Raw genomic sequence first — 18,027 nt, 5'->3', positions numbered from 1 at the left:
CGTCGTGCAGGCCCGGATATGATCCTTCGCGAGCCGGACGTTGTCGTCGTCCCGGTTCCCACTCACCGGCGCGCGGCGAGGGGACGGGCGTCCCGGCACCGTCGACCGTACGGCCGGACAGCGGCGCCGGCCTCGTGAACCCGGCGCTCGTCCGGTGACGGGCCCCTCGCAGGGAGCCGCGCACCCCTTTCCCGGCCGCTTCCCGCAGCAGGCGGCCGTCCCCACACCCACCCACAGCAGCAGCGGAAGAGGAGATGATGGCGCCCATGGAGCAGGAAGAGTCCCGTAAGGGGGGCGGCGCACGGCGGAGTTCGGCCGATGGGCCGGTGGGTGGCGAGGCCACCGCCGTCGAAGCGGCCGCGGCGAAGGCGCCGGCCGAGCCGGCGGCGGGGGTGGTCGGCGGGCCGTCCGGCGTGGACGGTGCGACCGCGCCCCTCGACTCCGGGGACATCGCCTCCGCCCTGCGGGGTACCCCGGACACCGCGGCGCGCGGCGCCACGGAGGGGAAGGCAGCCGGTGCGGGGGAGGCGGCCGCGGCGGCGGACACCGGGAAGGCGGCGGCCGCCAAGGGCGCGCCGGCGGCGGCCGCTTCGTCCTCCGCTTCAGCTTCCGCTGCGTCCTCCGGGGCCACCTCCGCCTCCGCGGACTCCGACACCTCGACGGGGCTGGTGGCCCCGGGCGGGCGGCTGTCGAAGCCGATGGTGGCCGCCGCGGGGATCGCCGGGGTGCTGCTGCTGTGCTCGCCGTTCCTCATCTCGCAGTTGACGTCCGGTGGGGGGCACGAGAAGGCGGCGCCGCCCGCGGCGTCCGACTACGACGGGCAGGGTCGCGGCGCCGGTGTGGTGCCCGGCGCCGAGCAGCCGCAGGGGCAGCAGGCGCCCGACGGCGGTGCGGCGTCGGGCGGTTCCGGGGACGGCGGACAGGGCGGGGCCCCGGCGGGCGGCGCCACCTACACCGCGATGGCCGGGCCGGGCTGCACCGACAAGTCCACCGGCTACAAGGAGCACGGCACCTACACCGACGGCGACGAGGGCTGGACGACGCACAAGAGCGGCGGCTGGACGAAGGACGGCTGCGACGGCTCCTTCGTCTCCGTCCCGATGGCGGGCGACAAGGGTGACGACGGCAACTACGTGCTGTGGACCTTCGCCACGGACGCGGTGAAGTCCGGTAGCTGCCAGGTCCGCGTCCAGGTGCCGAAGGACGACGACATCAAGCACGTCGGCGGCCACCCCACCCGTTACTCCGTGTTCGGGGCGGCGTCCGCGACGGGTAAGGCGCTCGGCGACTTCACCGTCGACCAGACCAAGAAGCGCGGGGACTGGGCCGACGGCGGCACCTACCCGATCAGCGGCGGCCACCTCACCGTCAAACTCCACACCCAGGGCATCGACTTCGGCGCCGGGTTCGAGGGCGCGCACCACGCGGCGTCCGCCGTCGCCGTGAAGTGCACCGCCTGACCGCACCAGCAGGCTCAGACCACCGTCCCCGTCGCCCGCGCAGGGCGGCGGGGACGGCTGTTCGCGGGCGGGCGCCATACCCACCGAAGCCTGTCGGCAGGCGCCGTACGGGGAGCCCGCTTCGGGGGATACGCCCCCTGTGGACAGACGATTTATAGGGGGCGATAGGGGTTGGTGTGCGCTGCGCGGGGCGTACGCCGGTTGGAGAATGGAGGCATCGACCGGGGCCGCGCGGTGGCCGGCGGCCGGGGCGGAAGGGGCGCAGGCCCGCGCCCCGTCCGGCACCGCGGGACCGGGAAGCGGAAACTCTGCCCGGTGACCGAGGGCGGGACGCTTTTGGTGTCACAGGGCGTACGGACGCGACGGCGGCGGTGAACCGTCTTCGTCCGGCGCCTCCTCCGCACCACGCGGAAGGTGACCGGAGCGGCCGGCCGCGGTCATGACCACCGGGACGGGCGGCCGGGACGTGGAGAGTCCCGGCACACGGACACACATGGCGTGCCGGCACAAGCGGAGTGGCGGCGGGGCGGCTGCCGGGTATCCGGCCGGCCGCGGCGCGCGGCGTGCGAGAGGACATGAGATGGGTATCGTTTCCGAGGCGGACACGGGCACGGGGCGGATCGCGCCGGCAGAGAACGACGCCATCGCGGTCGTCGGACTGTCCTGCCGGTTCCCAGGGGCGGACGGCCCCGACGCCTTCTGGCGGCTGGTCCAGGACGGCCCGGCGCCGTCGGACGCGCCGGGAGACGTGCCGGCGCGCGACGGGGCCGGCGGCGCGGCGCGCTGGTTCGGCCCGGAGGCGTTCGGGCTTCCCGTCGAGGACACCGCTCTTCCCGATCCGCGTCAGCGGCTCGCCGTCGACCTCGCCCGTGAGGCCCTGGAGAGCGCCGGGATCCTCCCCGAGGGGCTGGCGGGCAGCGGCACGGGCGTGTTCATCGGCGCGGGCGAGCCGGGCGCCGGACGCGCGGCGGACGGCGCGGGGAGCGGCACCCTCGCGGGCCGGCTCTCGGCCGCACTCGGCCTGCGCGGCCCGAGCCTGGTGCTGGACACCGGCCGCTCCTCGGCGCTGACCGCCGTGCACCTCGCCTGCCTGGCGCTGCGCGGCGGCGAGTGCGACGAGGCCCTGGCCGGCGGGGTCTCCGTGCCCGGTGCCGACGCCGGGACGGCGCGCGCCGACGGCGGTCTCCTCGTCCTCAAGACGCTGCGCCGGGCGCTCGCCGACGGCGACACCGTGCACTGCCTGATCAGGGGCGGCGCGGTCAGCCACGACGGGGGCGCGACGGCCGGGCCGCGCGCCGCCGAGGAGGAGGCGGCGCGCCGGGCCTGCGCCCACGCCCGCGTCGAGCCCGCCGCGGTCCGGTTCGTCGAACTGGCCACCACCGCGGGCCCGGTGCGGACCGCGGTGGCCGCCGGTACGGGGGGCCGCCCGGCACGGGAGCCGCTGCCCGCGGGCGCCGGCGCCGGCTGCCCGGAGGGCGCCGCCGCCGCGCTCGTGAAGACGGTGCTGTACCTGCGCGCCTCGGAGGGGGCGGGCCGCCCCCGGGCGTCGCAGCCGCGGCGGGGCAGCGAGCCGGTGCTGGCCGGTGTCGGCGCGTACGGTGACGGCGCCGCCTGCCATCTGGTGCTGTCCGACGGGGCGGTGCGCCGCCCGGGAGCCACCGCGGGCCCGGCCTGCGAGTCCCGTTCGGGCAACCACGGGGTGCCGCGGCCCGGCAGCGGCCCGGCGGTGGACCCGGTGGACGCCGCCGCGGCGATGCGGGCCCGCGCGGCGCGGGCCAGCGTGCGGCTCGCGGCCCGCCCCGGCTTCCGGCCCGTGGACATCGCGGACGCCCTGACCGCCCCCGCGGCGCGGCCCGCCGCCCGGCAGCCCCTGCCGCCGGCCGCCCCGCCGACCGCTCCCGCCGAGCCCGCGGGCCCGCTGCCGCAGGAGGCCCCGGCCACCGTGCCGGTCGCGGCACCGGTCGCGGCGGAACCGGCGGCCGCCTCCCGGCCGGGGGAGGAGCCCCCGGTCGACCTGGCCGCCGGGCTGGACGACGAGCAGGTGCTGGAGATACTCGGCGAACTGCCCCTCCAGCGCCTGCGCGAGGCCGGTCTCCTCTCCCGCCTGCTGGAGCTGGCCGGCCACCGCTGAGGCGGCGGTCACCACCGCGTTCGCTCCCTGCCGGCGGCGAGGCGGCCGATTGTGCCGCCTCCGCCCGCCCCTGACGCCGCACCGGGTCCGCCCGGTGCGGCGTCGTGTTGTTCCGGGGGCGGTGGGCGCGCGGCCCTGCGGGGCGTTCCCGGACCGGCGTGCCGGATCCGCCGCCCCCGGCCCGGAAATTCCAAAACCCCTATGCGCGGGAGTTCTCGCCCAAAGGCAGGGAGGTCAATTCGTCGGCCCCTTTCTCGCGCGGGCCGGATTGTAGGGGGCCTAGGGGCTTGAGGGCCCTGCTCGGCCCTGCTTAACGTACCTGTTTGACAGGGCCCCTGTCGGGACGTGTGCACCCGGCGAGGAACGCAGGGCCCGCCGCCATGTCCGACGGTGAATTCGGCAGCCGCATCTCTGGGACCTTCGGACCGTGCGGCCGGCGCGTCGGAATGCGCATCACTTCATGGGAGAAAGGGAAATCCATGGATTCCTTGTCCGCTGCCCTGCTCGGTGGAGCCACACCGGAAGAGATCGAACGTCATGAGCTGCCGGACAGCTATCTCGCCGCTCATCTCCGGGCGGAGGACGCCGGTATGTTCGACGGCGTGGCGGACAAAGACGTCCGGAAATCCCTGCGCGTCGGTCAGGTGCCGATGCCGGAGATCGCGCCGGACGAGGTCGTGGTCGCCGTCATGGCCAGCTCCATCAACTACAACACCGTGTGGTCGGCGATGTTCGAGCCGCTGCCGACCTTCAACTTCCTGAAGAAGTTCGCCCGGGAGGGCGGCTTCGCCACCCGCCACGACCAGCCGTACCAGGTGATCGGCTCCGACGCCGCCGGAGTGGTCGTCAAGACCGGTGCGGGGGTGCGGCGTTGGCGGGCCGGCGACCACGTGGTCGTCAGTTGTGTGCAGGTGGACGACCAGGAGCCCGCCACCCACAACGACGGCATGCTCGGCGCCGGTCAGCGGGCCTGGGGCTTCGAGACCAACTTCGGCGGCCTCGCACACTACGCCGTCGTCCGCGCCAGCCAACTCCTCGACAAGCCCGCGCATCTGACGTGGGAGGAGGCGGCGAGCACCAATCTGACCGCGGTGACCAGCTACCGCATGCTGGTCAGCGACAAGGGCGCCCGGATCAAGCAGGGCGACATCGTGCTCATCTGGGGCGCGACCGGCGGGCTCGGCTCCTTCGCCGTGCAGATGGTGAAGAACGCCGGCGGCATCCCCATCGGCGTGGTCGGCTCCGACCGCAAGGCCGAGTTGCTGCGGAAACTGGGCTGCGACGTGGTCATCGACCGCCGCGAGATCGGCATCGGCGACGACGCCCCGACGCCGGAGGAGACCCTCGAACGCGGTAAGCGCCTGGGCCGGGCCATCCGGGCTGCCGTCGGCGAGGACCCGCACGTCGTCTTCGACTACGTCGGCCGCGCCACCTTCGGCATCTCGGTGTTCGTGGTCCGCCGCGGCGGCACCGTCATCACCTGCGGCTCCAGCACCGGCTACCAGCACTCCTACGACAACCGCTATCTGTGGATGAACCTCAAGCGGATCCTCGGCAGCCACGCCGCCAACCTCCAGGAGCAGTGGGAGTGCAACCGGCTGTTCCGGCTGGGCCTCCTGACGCCCGTCCTGTCGGCCGTCCACCCCCTGACCGACGTCGGCGAGGCGGCGCGCTCGGTGCAGCTCAACGCACACGTCGGCAAGGTCGGCGTGCTCTGCATGGCCCCGGAGGAAGGGCTGGGCGTCACCGATCCGGAGCTGCGCGCCCGCATCGGGGCACAGCGCCTCAACCCCCTGCGGGAGCTGCCCGGCGGCGCTGCCGCCTGACCGGACCCACGGCCTATCCCGCCCGGCCGGGCACTCCCCGGCGACCGAAGAAAAGAGGAGCGACATGCCAGAGGACCTCTGTACGCCTACCGCACCGGTTCACCGCATCGGCATCGTCGGCAGCGGCACCATGGGCGCGGGCATCGCCGAACTCTGTGCCCGGGCCGGCCTGGACGTGACCGTCGCCGTCTCCGGACCGGCGGCCGCGGGCCGCGGCCGCGACCGCCTCACCGCCCTCCTCGACCGGCACGTGGCGAAGGCGCGGCTCACCAGGGCCGAACGGGACGAGGCGCTGGAGCGCACCGTCTTCACCGCCGAGCTGGGCGACCTCGCCGACCGGCAGTTCGTCATCGAGGCGGTGCCGGAGAGGGAGGCGCTGAAGGCGGAGGTGTTCGGCACCCTGGACGCCGTGGTCACCGACCCGGACGCGGTGCTCGCCACCAACACCTCCTCGCTGTCGATCGCCCGCCTGGGCGCCGCGACCCGCCGCCCCGAACGTGTCATCGGCACCCACTTCTTCACCCCCGTCGCCGCGATGCCCCTCGTCGAACTGGTCGGCTCCCTGCGCACCGCCCCCGCCACCCGCGCGCGGGCCGAACACGTCGTCCGCGACCTTCTCGGCAAGCGCGTCATCGCCGTGCCCGACCGGGCCGGCTTCCTGGTCAACTCCCTGCTCGTGCCGTACCTGTTGGCAGCCGTCCGGATGGTCGAGAGCCGTGTCGCCACCGCGGAGGCCATCGACCAGGGCATGACCGGCGGCTGTTCGCACCCCATGGGCCCGCTCCGGCTCGTCGACCTGATCGGCCTCGACGTGGTCGCCTCGACGGCGTCCGCGATGTACGACGAGTTCAAGGAGGCGTTGTACGCGCCGCCCGCCCTTCTGCTGCGGATGGTCGAGAGCGGACTGCTCGGCAAGAAGACCGGCCGCGGCTTCTACACCTACGGCTGACCTCGCGGAGCGTCGCCTTCCGCCCGTGCCGCGCCGCGCGAACCCGGTTGCGGGGGACGGTACTTGGCTCTCTCCGGCCGGAACATCGAAGGCTTCGGCGCACCGCGCCGGAATTTCCGTACACCAACCCCTGTTCATCGGGGGTCCCCTAAGGGGGCGGGCGGAGAGACTGGGGTTCACGCCAAGGACGCCGCCCCGATACATTGACAGCACGCTCCGGCGGTACTGACGGTGCACGGAGCGAGAAGGGGCCACGGCCGGAACGCGTCCGATGCGACGGAAGACCCGAGGGCCCACCACATTTCCCGTGGAAAACCCCGGACCGGACTCCGGAAAATCAATCTCCGTGTGCCGGAACGGTGAATACGGCGGCGATCGAAGGAAATTCCGCGCCGCGGTCGCCGGGGTACGGGAATGACGGAATGAATCTGCAGAGCGAGGAGCCATTCGTGCGGTACGAGATTCTGGGTTCGCTTCGGGTGACCGATGACCGGTCCGTCGTGGCGGTCAGCGCACCGAAGATGCAGATCCTGTTGGCGGCACTGCTCATCAAGGCCAACCGCGTCGTCTCCCGGGACGAGCTGAGCAACGAGATCTGGGGGAGTGCCCCGCCCCGCCGCGCCACCGCCTCCCTCCACGTCCACGTCTCCCAGCTACGCAAGCTCCTCACCCGCCCCGGGCGAACCGGCACCCCGATCGCGACCACGGCACCCGGCTACGTACTGCGGCTCGCCCCCGGCGAGCTGGACCTGCACCGTTTCCAGTGCCTGCTGCGGGACGGCCGCCGCGCCGCCCGCGCGGGCACCCACGAACGGGCCGTGGAGCTGCTGGGCGCCGCGCTGTCGCTGCACCGTGGAACGGTGCTGGACGGCGCCGCCGCAGGGCCGATCACCGGCGGATGCGCGAGATGGATGGCGGAGGCGCGCATCGAATGCGCCGAACTCTTCGTGGCGTCCGGCATCGCCCTGGGCCGGTACCAGGAGATGACGGGTGCTCTGCGCGCACTGCTCGCCGAACACCCGCTCCACGAGGCGTTCTACCGGCAACTGATCCTGTGCATGTCCCGCTCGGGCCGGCGCGCCGAGGCGCTGCGGACCTATCAGTGCGCCCGCGACACCCTCCGCCGGGAGCTGGGCCTCGAACCCTCCTGGGAACTGCGGGAGTTGCAGCGGACGATCCTGCTCGCCGACGGCGCCGCGCGGGACATGCAACTGGCGGGGTGAGGCGCCCTCGGGGAAGCCGGAACGGAGCAGCGGCGAAGGAAAGCCGGGCGGGGCGGCGAGCGGTCCGGCCGCCCCGCCGGTGCCCGCGTCGCCCCGCCCGGCGGCTCAGCCGGTCCGGTCCTGCCCCGCCCGCACGAGACCGCACTCGTACGCGAAGATCACCGCTTGGACGCGGTCGCGTAGCTGGAGTTTGGCGAGCATCCGCCCGACGTGGGTCTTGACGGTCGCGGCCGACACCACCAGGTGTTCGGCGATCTCCGCGTTGGACAGGCCCTGCGTCACCAGGAGAAGGACCTCACGCTCCCTGGACGTGAGCTTTTCGAGGCCGCCCGTGTCCGGCGGCATCCACCCGTACCGATGCGGCCGCAGCCGGCTGATCACCGTGGTTCTCCTTGGTCGTCGGCCATCGCGGACGAGCATGCCGAAGGGCGGGTAGAGGAGGTACCCCCAGTTGGAGGGGCGCACCGTGAGCCCCCCGGCCGGGGTCAGGGCCGTGCCGGCGGACCGGACAGCGCCCCGGTGATCTCCGCGGCCACCGCGGCGGCCCGCGCGTCGAGGTAGAAGTGGCCGCCGGGGTGGACCGAGACGTCGAACGGGCCGGTGGTGTGGGCGCGCCAGGCGCCGGCCTCGGGTACCGCGAGGGCCGGGTCGGCGTCGGCGCAGAGCACCGTCAGCGGACAGCCGACCGTCGCGCCGGGGCCGCTGAGGTACGTCTCGATCGCCCGGTAGTCGGCGCGGACCACCGGCAGGACCATGGCGCGCAGCTCCGGATCGTCCAGGACTCCGGGGGCGACCCCGCCCAGCCGTTCGATCTCCGCGACCAGCCCGTCGTCGTCCCGCAGCCGGATGTTCCCGGGGGACGGCACCGACGGCGCCCGTCGCGCGGACGCGAACAGCCGCACCGGTCCGGTACCCGCCGCCTCGCACCGCCGGGCCACCTCGAAGGCGACCACGGCGCCCATGCTGTGCCCGAAGAAGGCGAACGGCGCCGTCAGATGGGGCCGCAGCGCCTCGAACGCGGCGTCGGCGAGGCCCGCGATCTCCGTGAACAGCGGTTCACGGCGCCGTTCCTGGCGCCCGGGGTACTGCACCGCCCAGACCTCGACGCGGGGCGCCAGGTGCCGGGAGAGCGTCACGTACGAGCTGGCGGAGCCGCCGGCGTGCGGGAAGCACACCAGGGGCACGCCGCCGCGGACGGTGCCGAAGCGGCGGATCCAGGGGGTGCCCCGGGCGGGGGCGGTCCGGGGGGAGTCGGTGGGCTGCAACGGGGTCCTTCCGGGAGGGGGAGGCCGGAGGGCCGCCCGGCGGCGCGGTGACGCCGGGCCGCCGCGGCTCAGGGCAGACCGGTGAGGACGAGGGTGGCGGTGCCGTCGCACCGGCCGCCCTGATCGTCGTGGTAGCGGTGGGCCGTCTCGGCGATGAGCAGCGGGGCGCCGTCGCGAGGCGTGCGCCGGATCATCCGCTCCAGGACGAACTCCCCGTGGAAGGCGCGCGGATCGACGGGGCGGGGGAAGCGGCTGCCGAACCGGACGATGAGGATGCCGGGGAGCTGCCGCTGCCAGTAGTCCGCCATCGTCCACTCCGCGAGCTGCGGCACCAGCTTCTCGCGCACCGCGACCGCGAGCGCGTAATACATCATCTGGTTGTAACAGATGTTGACCTCGACGGAGTTCAGATGCCCGGTGTCGTCGATGTAGCAGGACTCCGGGATCGCGAACGTGCAGCGGGCCGTCAGGCGCTCGCCGTCCGTCGTGACATCCGCCGAGGTCAGGTACTTGCAGTGTGCTTTGTAGGGGCGCAGTACCCGGGCCAGCAGCTCCGGATCGCAGGCGTGGAACGTCTCGGGTGTGCTCATGCGCTCTTCTCGTACAGCGGGTGCGCGTCGTGCACGGTGACGCGGTGCGAGACGGTCGGCTCGGGCGTGGTGGTGTGGCGGGCGCGGTGGATGAGGCTGCGGTTGTCCCAGATGAGCAGGTCGCCCTTCTCGAACTCCTGGAGGTGGAGGGCCTCGTGCGTCATCGCGTCGTCGAGCTGGCCGGTCACGTCGAAGAGCCGCTTGAGGAGTTCGTCGTCGAGCGGGTTGCCGTCGGCGTCCTCCAGACCCATGGTGAAGCCCTCGCTGATGTAGAGGACCGTCTCACCGGTGATCGGGTGGGTGAAGGTGGTGGGGTGCAGCACCGCCGGGGTCTTGCGCTCCACCTCCTCGATGATCTCGGAGATCGGGCGGTAGACGTCCGACGGGCGGATCTTGAAGTACTTGCGGACGCTGTGCCGTCCGTTGGTGCCCGCCACCGCCTCCTTCAGCTCCTCGGGCAGCCGGCGGTACGCGGCGCCCATGTCGAGGAAGTACGTGCCGCGGTTCTTCTCCGGGACGACCTGCGGGTGGATGAGGGTGATGCCGAACGGGTCCGGCATGAACTGGTAGTCGGCGTGCCAGAACTTGCCGGTCTTGGGCACGCCGATCTGCTTGCCGTTCTCCGGAACGTTCGACGAGACGAAGATGTCGGCGTTGTCGGGGTGGTGGTACATCGGCTCGTAGTACGCCTCGGGGCGGCCGAACCGGGAGCCGAGGTCGTGGAAGGACTGCGGGGACAGGTGCTGCCCCTTCAGTACGACGATCTTGTGCTCGTAGACGGCGGACCGGACGCGCGCGACGTCCGCCTCGGAGGCGGTGGTGTGGTCGAAGCCCTCGACGGTGACGCCGAGCTGCTTTCCGGCCTGCGGGGTGATCTGCATGGGCGGTTCTCCTGAGAGGGGTGGACGGGACGCCGCGCGGGGCGGTCAGGCGGCCCGGGCGGCGAGCTTCGTGTCGATCAGGTGCGCGGTCTGCGCCAGCGTCAGGTCCTCGGTCAGCTCGTCGAGGCCCATCTCGACACCGAGCGCGCGCTCGATGCGCAGCGACAGCTCGACGAGGGTCAGCGAGTCGACGCCGAGGTCCAGGTAGGTGGCCTCCGGGGTCAGTTGCTCGGCCGGGGCGTCGTGGTTGTCCAGGACGACGGCGACGAGGCGCCGGAACGTGGCGTCGTTCAGGGTGTCGGTCATCGGGGGTCCTTTCCGCCGGTGCTTCGCCGGCCGGTTCCAGGGCTGAGGTCGGGCCAGCGCAGTGCGCACGAGCCCCAGGTGAGGCCACCGCCGAAGCCGGTGAGCAGCACCCGGTCGCCTGGCACGAGGGCACCGGTGTCGTGGGCGTGTCCGAGGGCGAGCGGGATGGAGGCGGCGCCGGTGTTGCCGACGTCGACGAGGTGCCGGACGCAGCGGTCGCGGGAGATGCCGGTGGCGTCCGCCACGGAGTGCAGGATGCGCAGGTTGGCCTGGTGGGCGACGAGGTGGTCGACGTCCTCGGGCCGCCATCCGGCCGCCGCGAGGGTGGCCCGGGACGACGCCGTCATACGGAGGACCGCGTGCCGGTAGACCTCCTTGCCGCGCATCGCGAAATGCCTCTCGGCGCGCGGGGTGTGCTCCGTGACGGGGCTGCGGGAGCCGCCCGCCGCGATGATGATGGCGTCCTCCGCGTCGCCGTCGCTGCCGAGGTCGAAGTGGCCGATCGCGCCCGGCTCACCGGGGGTCCCGGCGCGCAGGACGACGGCTCCGGCGCCGTCGCCGAAGATGATGGCGTTGGTGCGGTCCGCCGGGTCGACGATGGACGAGTAGACGTCCGCCCCGATGAGCAGGACCCGTTCGGAGACGCCCGTGGCGATCAGTCCGGCGGCGGTGGCGAGTCCGTAGACGAAGCCGGTGCAGACCGCCGAGACGTCGAAGGCGGCGGCGCCCGTCAGCCCGAGGCGGGCGGCCACCAGGGGAGCGGTGGCCGGGCAGCGGCGGTCGGGGGTGGCCGTGGCGACCAGGACGGTGTCCGCCGGCTCCCCGCCCGCCGCGCGCAGTGCCTGCCGTCCGGCCTCGACGGCCAGGTCGGAGGTGGCCTCGCCGGGGGCGGCGGCACGGCGGTTGCGGATGCCGGTGCGGGTGGTGATCCACTCGTCGGTGGTCTCCAGCCGCGCGGAGAGTTCCGCGTTGCTGACGATCCGTTCGGGCAGCCGGCCGCCGACACCGCACAGCACGGCGGCGCGTCCGGCCGGTCCGGGAGGTATTCCGCTCATGTTCACGACCAGCCTCTGAAAAAGAGAGAGAACGGGCGGAGAATTCATCCAGGGAATTTCCGGACCCGTTGGGAGAGGTGTACTCAGGAAAAGGCGAAACGGCGTTGTCTGTCAATCTCGGGGCGCGTTTCTGAAGCGATTCTAAAGCCGCTCTAAAGGCGCCGGGCAGGGTGCCGGGTGAGGGGGATGCCGCTGCCGAGTCATGAGAATGGCGGCTCTGACCTGGTGAGACAGGGGAGTGGGTGGAGGCGCGGGGTTTCCGCACGGTACCGCACCGCGCCGATTTCCCTCCTGGTGCACCGCAGGGGCGGTTGCGGGTGTGACGGTCCGCGGCGTATGAAATGACCTGCTGTCCGGAGCGCCGCGGCGCGGAATTCCTCCGGGCGCCATCGACGCTTTTCAGCTTGCCCGTGTGATACCGGCACGCGGTACCGCGCGGATTATTGGAGGCGCGTTTCCCATGGAATCGAATTCGGCACTCTTCCGGCCTGCCGCCGGCCTCCCCGCCGGGGAGCGGCGCGGGCTGCTGCTCGGCGTGGTCCGCGCGCACCTGGAGGAGCTGCTCGGGTACGCCGTGCCGGAGGACGCGTCCGAGGTGCCCTTCCTCGACCTGGGGATCGACTCCCTCACCGCGGTCGACCTGCGGGACCGGCTCGGCGCCGGGAGCGGTCTGCGCCTGCCGTCCACCCTGGTCTTCGACCACCCCACCCCGGCGGCGCTCGCCGCCTTCCTCGACACCCTGCTGACCGACACCGCCCCGGCCACGGAACCGGCGGCCGGAGACAGCGCCCCGGCGGGCGCAGCCCCCGCGTCGCCCGCCGGGTCCGCCGCCCCCGATCCCGGCCCGGCAGGGTCCGGCGACGACGACCCGGTCGTCATCGTCGGCATGGCCTGCCGCTTCGCCGGCGGCGTCGGCTCGCCCGAAGACCTCTGGCGGCTCCTGGTGGCCGAGGGTGACGCCATCGGCCCGTTCCCCCGCGACCGGGGCTGGGACCTGGACGCGCTGTACGACCCGGACCCCGACCGGTCGGGCACCAGCTACGTCCGGGAGGGCGGTTTCCTCGACGCCGCCGGGTTCGACGCCGCGTTCTTCGGTATCTCGCCCCGCGAGGCGCTGGTCATGGACCCGCAGCAGCGGCTGCTGCTGGAGACGTCGTGGGAGGCGCTGGAGCGCGCCGGTATCGACCCCACCGGGCTGCGCGGCTCCCGTACCGCGGTCTACGCCGGGGTCGCCGACTTCGATCACGCGCTGACCGCCCGGCCCGTCCCGGACAGCGACATGTACTACACGACCGGCACGCACCACAGCGTCGCCTCCGGGCGCATCGCCTACACGCTCGGGCTGGAGGGCGCGGCCCTGACCGTCGACACGGCGTGCTCGTCGTCGCTGGTGACGCTGCATCTGGCGGCGCAGGCGCTGCGCCAGGGGGAGTGCGCGCTGGCGCTGGCCGGCGGCGTGACGGTCCTCTCCGGGCCCAGCGTCCACCTGGGCTTCAGCCGCCAGCGCGCCCTGTCCCCGGACGGCCGCTGCCGCGCCTTCGCCGAGGGCGCCGACGGCTTCGGGCCCGCCGAGGGCGTCGGCATGCTCGTCCTGGAGCGGTTGTCGGACGCGGTGCGGGCCGGACGCCGGATTCTGGGTGTGGTGCGGGGTTCGGCGGTGAATCAGGACGGTGCGTCGAACGGTCTGACGGCGCCGAGCGGTCCGGCGCAGCAGCGGGTGATCCGTCAGGCGCTGGACTCCGCGGGCCTGTCCGCACGCGATGTGGACGTGGTCGAGGCGCACGGCACCGGGACCGCGCTGGGTGATCCGATCGAGGCACAGGCGCTGCTGGCCACCTACGGACAGCGCACGCCGCAGGACCCGCCGCTGCTGCTGGGCTCGGTGAAGTCCAACATCGGGCACACCCAGGCCGCCGCCGGTGTCGCCGGGGTCATCAAGGCCGTCCTCGCCCTGGAACACGGCCTGGTCCCGGCGTCGTTGCACGTCGACGAGGTGTCCTCGCACGTCGACTGGGCGGCGGGCGCCGTCGAGATCGCCCGGGAGGCCGTGCCCTGGCCGGCCACCGGACGGCCGCGCCGTGCCGGGGTCTCCTCCTTCGGCATGAGCGGCACCAACGCCCACGTGATCGTGGAACAGGCCCCGCCCCCGGCGGACCGGGAACCGGCAGCGGTGCCGCGCGGTGCCGAAGGGCCGCTGCTGTGGCCGGTCTCCGGACGCGGCGACGCCGCGCTGCGCGCCCAGGCGGGGCGGGCGGCGGAGTACCTGCGCACCACCGGAGCGCCGGACGCGGTGGTGGCCGCCGCCCTCGCGGGACGTACCGGGTTCGAGCGGCGGGCGGTGGCGCTCGCCGCCGACCGGACGGCCGCGGCCACCGCGCTGGACGCGCTCGCCGCCGGCCCGGCGCCCGACTCCGTCGTCACCGGCACCGCCGCGGGCAACGCGCCCACCGGGGGCGCGGTGCTGGTCTTCCCCGGCCAGGGCTCCCAGTGGGCCGGTATGGGCCGCGAACTCCTCGACTCCTCACCCGTGTTCGCCGCCTGGGTGGCCCGCTGCGAGGAGGCGTTCGCGCCCTACCTCGACTGGTCGCTGACCGCCCTGCTCCGCGACGAGGACGACGCCGTCTCCCTCGACCGGGGCGATGCGGTGGTACAGCCCGCGCTCTTCACCGTCATGACGGGGCTCGCCGCACTCTGGCGCCACCACGGGGTGACCCCCGCGGCGGTCGTCGGGCACTCACAGGGCGAGATCGCCGCCGCGTACGTCGCCGGGGCCCTCACCCTCGACGACGCGGCGAAGATCGTCGCGCTCCGCGCCGGACTCCTCACCGAACTGGCCGGACGCGGAGCGATGGCCACGGTGATGCTCGGCCGCGCCGAGACCGAGGCGAAGCTCGCCGCCTGGGGCGGCGCCCTCACCATCGCCGCCGTCAACTCCCCTTCCTCCACCGCCGTGTCGGGCGACGCCGCCGCGGTGACGCGGTTCCTCGACGGGATGGCCGCCGACGGCATCTGGGCCCGCCGCATCCCCATCGACTACGCCTCCCACTCCGCCCAGACCGAGGTCCTCGCCGACCGGCTGCACACCCTCCTCGCGGACGTGACGCCGCTGCCCGGCAACGGCGTGCTGTTCTGCTCGACGGTGACCGGCCGGGAGGAGGACCCGGCGACGCTGGACGCCGCGTACTGGTACCGCAACCTCCGCGAGACCGTCGACTTCCAGGGCGCCGTCACCCACCTCCTGGCGCGCGGCTTCCGGGTCTTCGCCGAGGCGAGCGCCCACCCCGTCCTGACGACGGCGGTGGACCGGATCCTGGAGGAGGGCGAGTACGAGGGCGTGGTGCTGGAGACGCTGCGCCGCGGCGAGGGCGGCGCGGACCGTCTCGCCCGGTCGCTGGCGCAGGCGTACGTCAGCGGTGTCGACCTGGACTGGCCCGCCGTCCTCGGCGCCGACCCGGCCCGCGCCCGGACGCTCCGCACCGAACTGCCGACCTACGCGTTCCGGCACGAACGGTTCTGGCCCGCCCCGCCGGCCGGCCGCGGCGACCCGGAGGCCCTCGGCGTCACCGCCGCGGACCACCCCTTCCTGGGAGCGGCCCTCGACCTGCCCGCCACCGGCGGCACCGTGATGACCGGCCGGATCTCCCTGGCGGCGCAGCCCTGGCTCGCCGACCACGCCGTGGGCGGAGCCGTCCTGCTCCCGGGCACCGCCTTCGTCGACCTGCTGCTGCGCGCCGGCCGGGAGACCGGCTGCCCGCAGATCGCCGAACTCGTCCTGGAAACCCCGCTCCTCCTCCCCGAGCGCGGCGCCGTCCACCTCCAGGTCACCGTCGACGCGCCCGACGGGGACGGCGACCGCCCCGTCACCGTCCACGCCCGCCCCGGCGGCGACGGGGACGCACCCTGGACCCGGCACGCGACGGGAACGCTCACGGCGGACGGGGCCCCGCCGGACGGGGCCGGTCCCGACGGCGCCGCCCTCCCCGCCCCCTGGCCCCCGCCCGGCGCCCGCCCCGTCCCCCTCGACAACTTCCACGACCGGACCGCCGCCCGCGGCTTCGGCTACGGTCCCGCCTTCCGCGGGCTGCGCGCCGCCTGGCGCCACGGCGACACCCTCCTCGCCGAGGTCGAGCTGCCCGGCTCCGTCCCCGACGCCGGACGGTTCGCCCTGCACCCCGCCCTCCTCGACGCGGCGGTCCACCCGATGCTGCTGAACGGCGGGCTCGACGATTGCGCCGACGGGCCCTGGCTGCCGTTCACCTGGAGCGGCGTCCACGTCCACGCCACCGGCGCCGACCATCTGCGGGTCCGGCTGACCCCGCGGGGCACCGGCACCGTCGCCGTCGACCTGGCCGACGCCACAGGCACCCCCGTCGCCACCGCCCGCTCCCTGGTCACCCGGCCCGTCCCCGCCGACCGGCTCCGTCCCGCCGCCGACGGCCGCGCCCTGCACCGGCCCGTGTGGCAGCCCTGGGACCCGCCCGCCGCGGCCGGCCCCGACGCCACCTGGGCGGTGCTCGGCACAGCCACCGCCACCTGCCCGCCGGGCCTGCCCGCCCACCCCGGCCTCCCGGCGCTCCGCGCCCGCCTCGACGCCGGGGAACCGGCGCCCGCCACCGTCCTGCTGCCGTGCACCGGCCCGTCCGGCCCCGACCTGCCCGGCGCGGCGCGGACCGCCACCACCACGCTCCTCGAAACCCTCCAGCAGTGGCTCGCCGACGACCGCTGCGCCGCCGCCCAACTGGTGATCATCACCTCCGGTGCCGTCGCCGCCGGACCGGGGGAGGACGTCACTGACCTCGCCGCGGCACCCCTGTGGGGCCTGGTGCGCTCGGCGCAGACCGAGAACCCCGGCCGGTTCCTCCTCGTGGACAGCGACGGCACCGACGCCTCCCGCCGCGCCCTGCCCGCCGCCGTGGCCGCCGCGCGCGCCGCCGGGGAACCGCAGCTCACCCTGCGCGCCGGACACGCCGCACGGCTGCGCCTGACGCCGTACCGCCCGGCGGACGGCCCCGTACCGCACACCGCACCCGCCGCCCCCGACCCGGACGGCACCCTGCTGATCACCGGCGGCACCGGCACCCTCGGCGGCGCCCTCGCCCGCCACCTGGTGCGCCGCCACGGCTTCGCCCACGTCGTCCTCGCCTCCCGCCGCGGCCCCGACGCGCCGGGCGCCGCGGACCTCGTGACGGAACTGACCGCCCTGGGCGCCGCGGTGACCGTCGCCGCCTGCGACACCACCGACCGCGCCGCACTCGCCGACCTCCTCGCCACCGTGCCCGCCGCCCACCCGCTGACCGCCGTCGTGCACGCCGCCGGAGTCCTGGACGACGGCGTCGTCCCCTCGCTCACCGCCGAGCGCACCGCCCGCGTCCTCGACCCCAAGGTGCGGGCCGCCTGGCACCTCCACGAGCTGACCCGCGGCCACGACCTGGGGCTGTTCGCCCTGTTCTCGTCCGCCGCCGGACTCCTGGGCACCGCCGGACAGGCCAACTACGCCGCCGCCAACACCTTCCTCGACGCCCTCGCCGCGCACCGCGCCGCCCACGGCCTGCCCGCCACCTCCCTCGCCTGGAGCCTGTGGGAGGAATCGACCGGCCTCACCCGCCACCTCGACCAGGACGGACTCACCGCCCGCCTCGCCCGCCTCGGCGTCGGCACCCTCGGCACGGAGCAGGGCCTCGCCCTCTTCGACACCGCGACCGCCACCGCCGAACCCCTGCTGGCCCCCCTCCCGCCGGCCCCGGCCGCCGCGCACGCCCACGGCGCCGAACCGCCCGCCCTGCTGCGCTCCACGGCACCGGCCGCCCCGCGCCGCGCCGCCTCCGCGCGGACCGGCGCGGAACCGGACGGCCTGGCGCAGCGGCTGCGGGCCGCCGCACCGGCCGAACGCGACCGCCTCCTGCGCCGGCTGGTCCAGACGGAGGTCCGCGCCGTCCTCGGCGCCCAGGACCGGGACGCGGCACCCGACCGGCGCCTGGGCGACCTCGGCTTCGACTCCCTCACCACCGTCGAACTCCGCAACCGCCTCTCCCGCGTCACCGGCCTGCGCCTGCCGTCCACCCTGGTCTTCGACCACCCCACCCCCGCCGACATCGCCGGGTACCTGCGCGAACGGCTGCTCCCGGACGACAGCGCACCGCACCCCACGCCCCCGGCCGGGCCCACCACCGTCCACCGCCCCGGCGGCCCCGAGGACACCGCCGACATCGCCGCGATGGACGTGGACGCCCTGGTCCGGCTCGCCCTCGACGACCACTCCTGACGGCACGGCAACAGCGAGGTCCGCAATGGAAACCCCCGACACCCCCGGTACGCCGCAGGCACCCGACGCCAAGGTCGTC

10 protein-coding genes and 2 pseudogenes are annotated in these 18,027 nt (G+C 74.6%); 6 read left to right on the top strand and 6 right to left on the bottom strand.

Annotation, left to right across the window (positions count from 1 at the left end; translation table 11 throughout):
* Positions 1 to 266 precede the first annotated feature (266 nt).
* The 5 genes from ACGH2B_RS02330 to ACGH2B_RS02310 all read left to right on the top strand — a co-directional run bounded on the left by ACGH2B_RS02330 (position 267) and on the right by ACGH2B_RS02310 (position 7,589).
* Positions 267 to 1,460, top strand: a complete 1,194-nt coding sequence (locus ACGH2B_RS02330) for a hypothetical protein (RefSeq protein ID WP_399083243.1) — start codon at positions 267 to 269, stop codon at positions 1,458 to 1,460.
* 580 nt (positions 1,461 to 2,040) lie between these two features.
* The gene (locus ACGH2B_RS02325) at positions 2,041 to 3,591 is read left to right on the top strand and encodes a polyketide synthase (protein ID WP_399083240.1); all 1,551 of its coding nucleotides are present in this window, start codon (positions 2,041 to 2,043) and stop codon (positions 3,589 to 3,591) included.
* A gap of 479 nt (positions 3,592 to 4,070) precedes the next feature.
* Positions 4,071 to 5,417: a crotonyl-CoA carboxylase/reductase gene (gene ccrA, locus ACGH2B_RS02320; protein WP_399083237.1), complete on the top strand. Its 1,347-nt coding sequence runs from the start codon at positions 4,071 to 4,073 to the stop codon at positions 5,415 to 5,417.
* A 64-nt stretch (positions 5,418 to 5,481) separates the two neighbouring features.
* Complete coding sequence (locus tag ACGH2B_RS02315) at positions 5,482 to 6,366, top strand: 3-hydroxybutyryl-CoA dehydrogenase (RefSeq protein WP_399083234.1); 885 nt, start codon at positions 5,482 to 5,484, stop codon at positions 6,364 to 6,366.
* Positions 6,367 to 6,815: 449 nt separating this feature from the next.
* On the top strand, positions 6,816 to 7,589 hold the full coding sequence (locus ACGH2B_RS02310; protein WP_399083231.1) for a BTAD domain-containing putative transcriptional regulator: 774 nt from the start codon (positions 6,816 to 6,818) through the stop codon (positions 7,587 to 7,589).
* A gap of 105 nt (positions 7,590 to 7,694) precedes the next feature.
* Here the strand turns inward: ACGH2B_RS02310 and ACGH2B_RS02305 are convergent.
* From ACGH2B_RS02305 to ACGH2B_RS02280, 6 genes and pseudogenes are all read right to left on the bottom strand, one after another.
* Positions 7,695 to 7,916 (bottom strand): annotated as a pseudogene (locus tag ACGH2B_RS02305) (response regulator transcription factor); the annotation flags it as partial.
* A gap of 158 nt (positions 7,917 to 8,074) precedes the next feature.
* Entirely contained in the window at positions 8,075 to 8,854 is a 780-nt protein-coding gene (locus tag ACGH2B_RS02300) for a thioesterase II family protein (RefSeq protein WP_399083228.1), read from the bottom strand.
* Positions 8,855 to 8,922: 68 nt separating this feature from the next.
* Positions 8,923 to 9,444 (bottom strand): FcoT family thioesterase, encoded by a 522-nt coding sequence (locus tag ACGH2B_RS02295; RefSeq protein ID WP_399083225.1) that lies wholly within the window; start codon positions 9,442 to 9,444, stop codon positions 8,923 to 8,925.
* Positions 9,441 to 10,325, bottom strand: coding sequence for a TauD/TfdA dioxygenase family protein (locus ACGH2B_RS02290; protein WP_399083222.1), 885 nt, complete (start codon positions 10,323 to 10,325; stop codon positions 9,441 to 9,443). The genes ACGH2B_RS02295 and ACGH2B_RS02290 overlap by 4 nt, the downstream gene beginning before the upstream one ends.
* Positions 10,326 to 10,370: 45 nt before the next feature.
* Positions 10,371 to 10,631, bottom strand: a complete 261-nt coding sequence (locus ACGH2B_RS02285) for an acyl carrier protein (RefSeq protein ID WP_399083219.1) — start codon at positions 10,629 to 10,631, stop codon at positions 10,371 to 10,373.
* Complete coding sequence (locus ACGH2B_RS02280) at positions 10,628 to 11,686, bottom strand: beta-ketoacyl-ACP synthase III (RefSeq protein ID WP_399083216.1); 1,059 nt, start codon at positions 11,684 to 11,686, stop codon at positions 10,628 to 10,630. Before ACGH2B_RS02280 ends, ACGH2B_RS02285 begins: the two co-directional genes overlap by 4 nt.
* A 472-nt stretch (positions 11,687 to 12,158) precedes the next feature.
* Between ACGH2B_RS02280 and ACGH2B_RS02275 the strand changes: the two are divergent.
* Positions 12,159 to 17,948, top strand: a pseudogene (locus ACGH2B_RS02275) (type I polyketide synthase); the annotation flags it as partial.
* Positions 17,949 to 18,027 lie beyond the last annotated feature (79 nt).

The sequence above is a fragment of the Streptomyces sp. BBFR2 genome, assembly GCF_044497305.1.
GTDB lineage: Bacteria > Actinomycetota > Actinomycetes > Streptomycetales > Streptomycetaceae > Streptomyces.
Note: the sequence above shows the minus strand (reverse complement) of the source record. Positions and strands in the feature narration are given on the sequence as shown.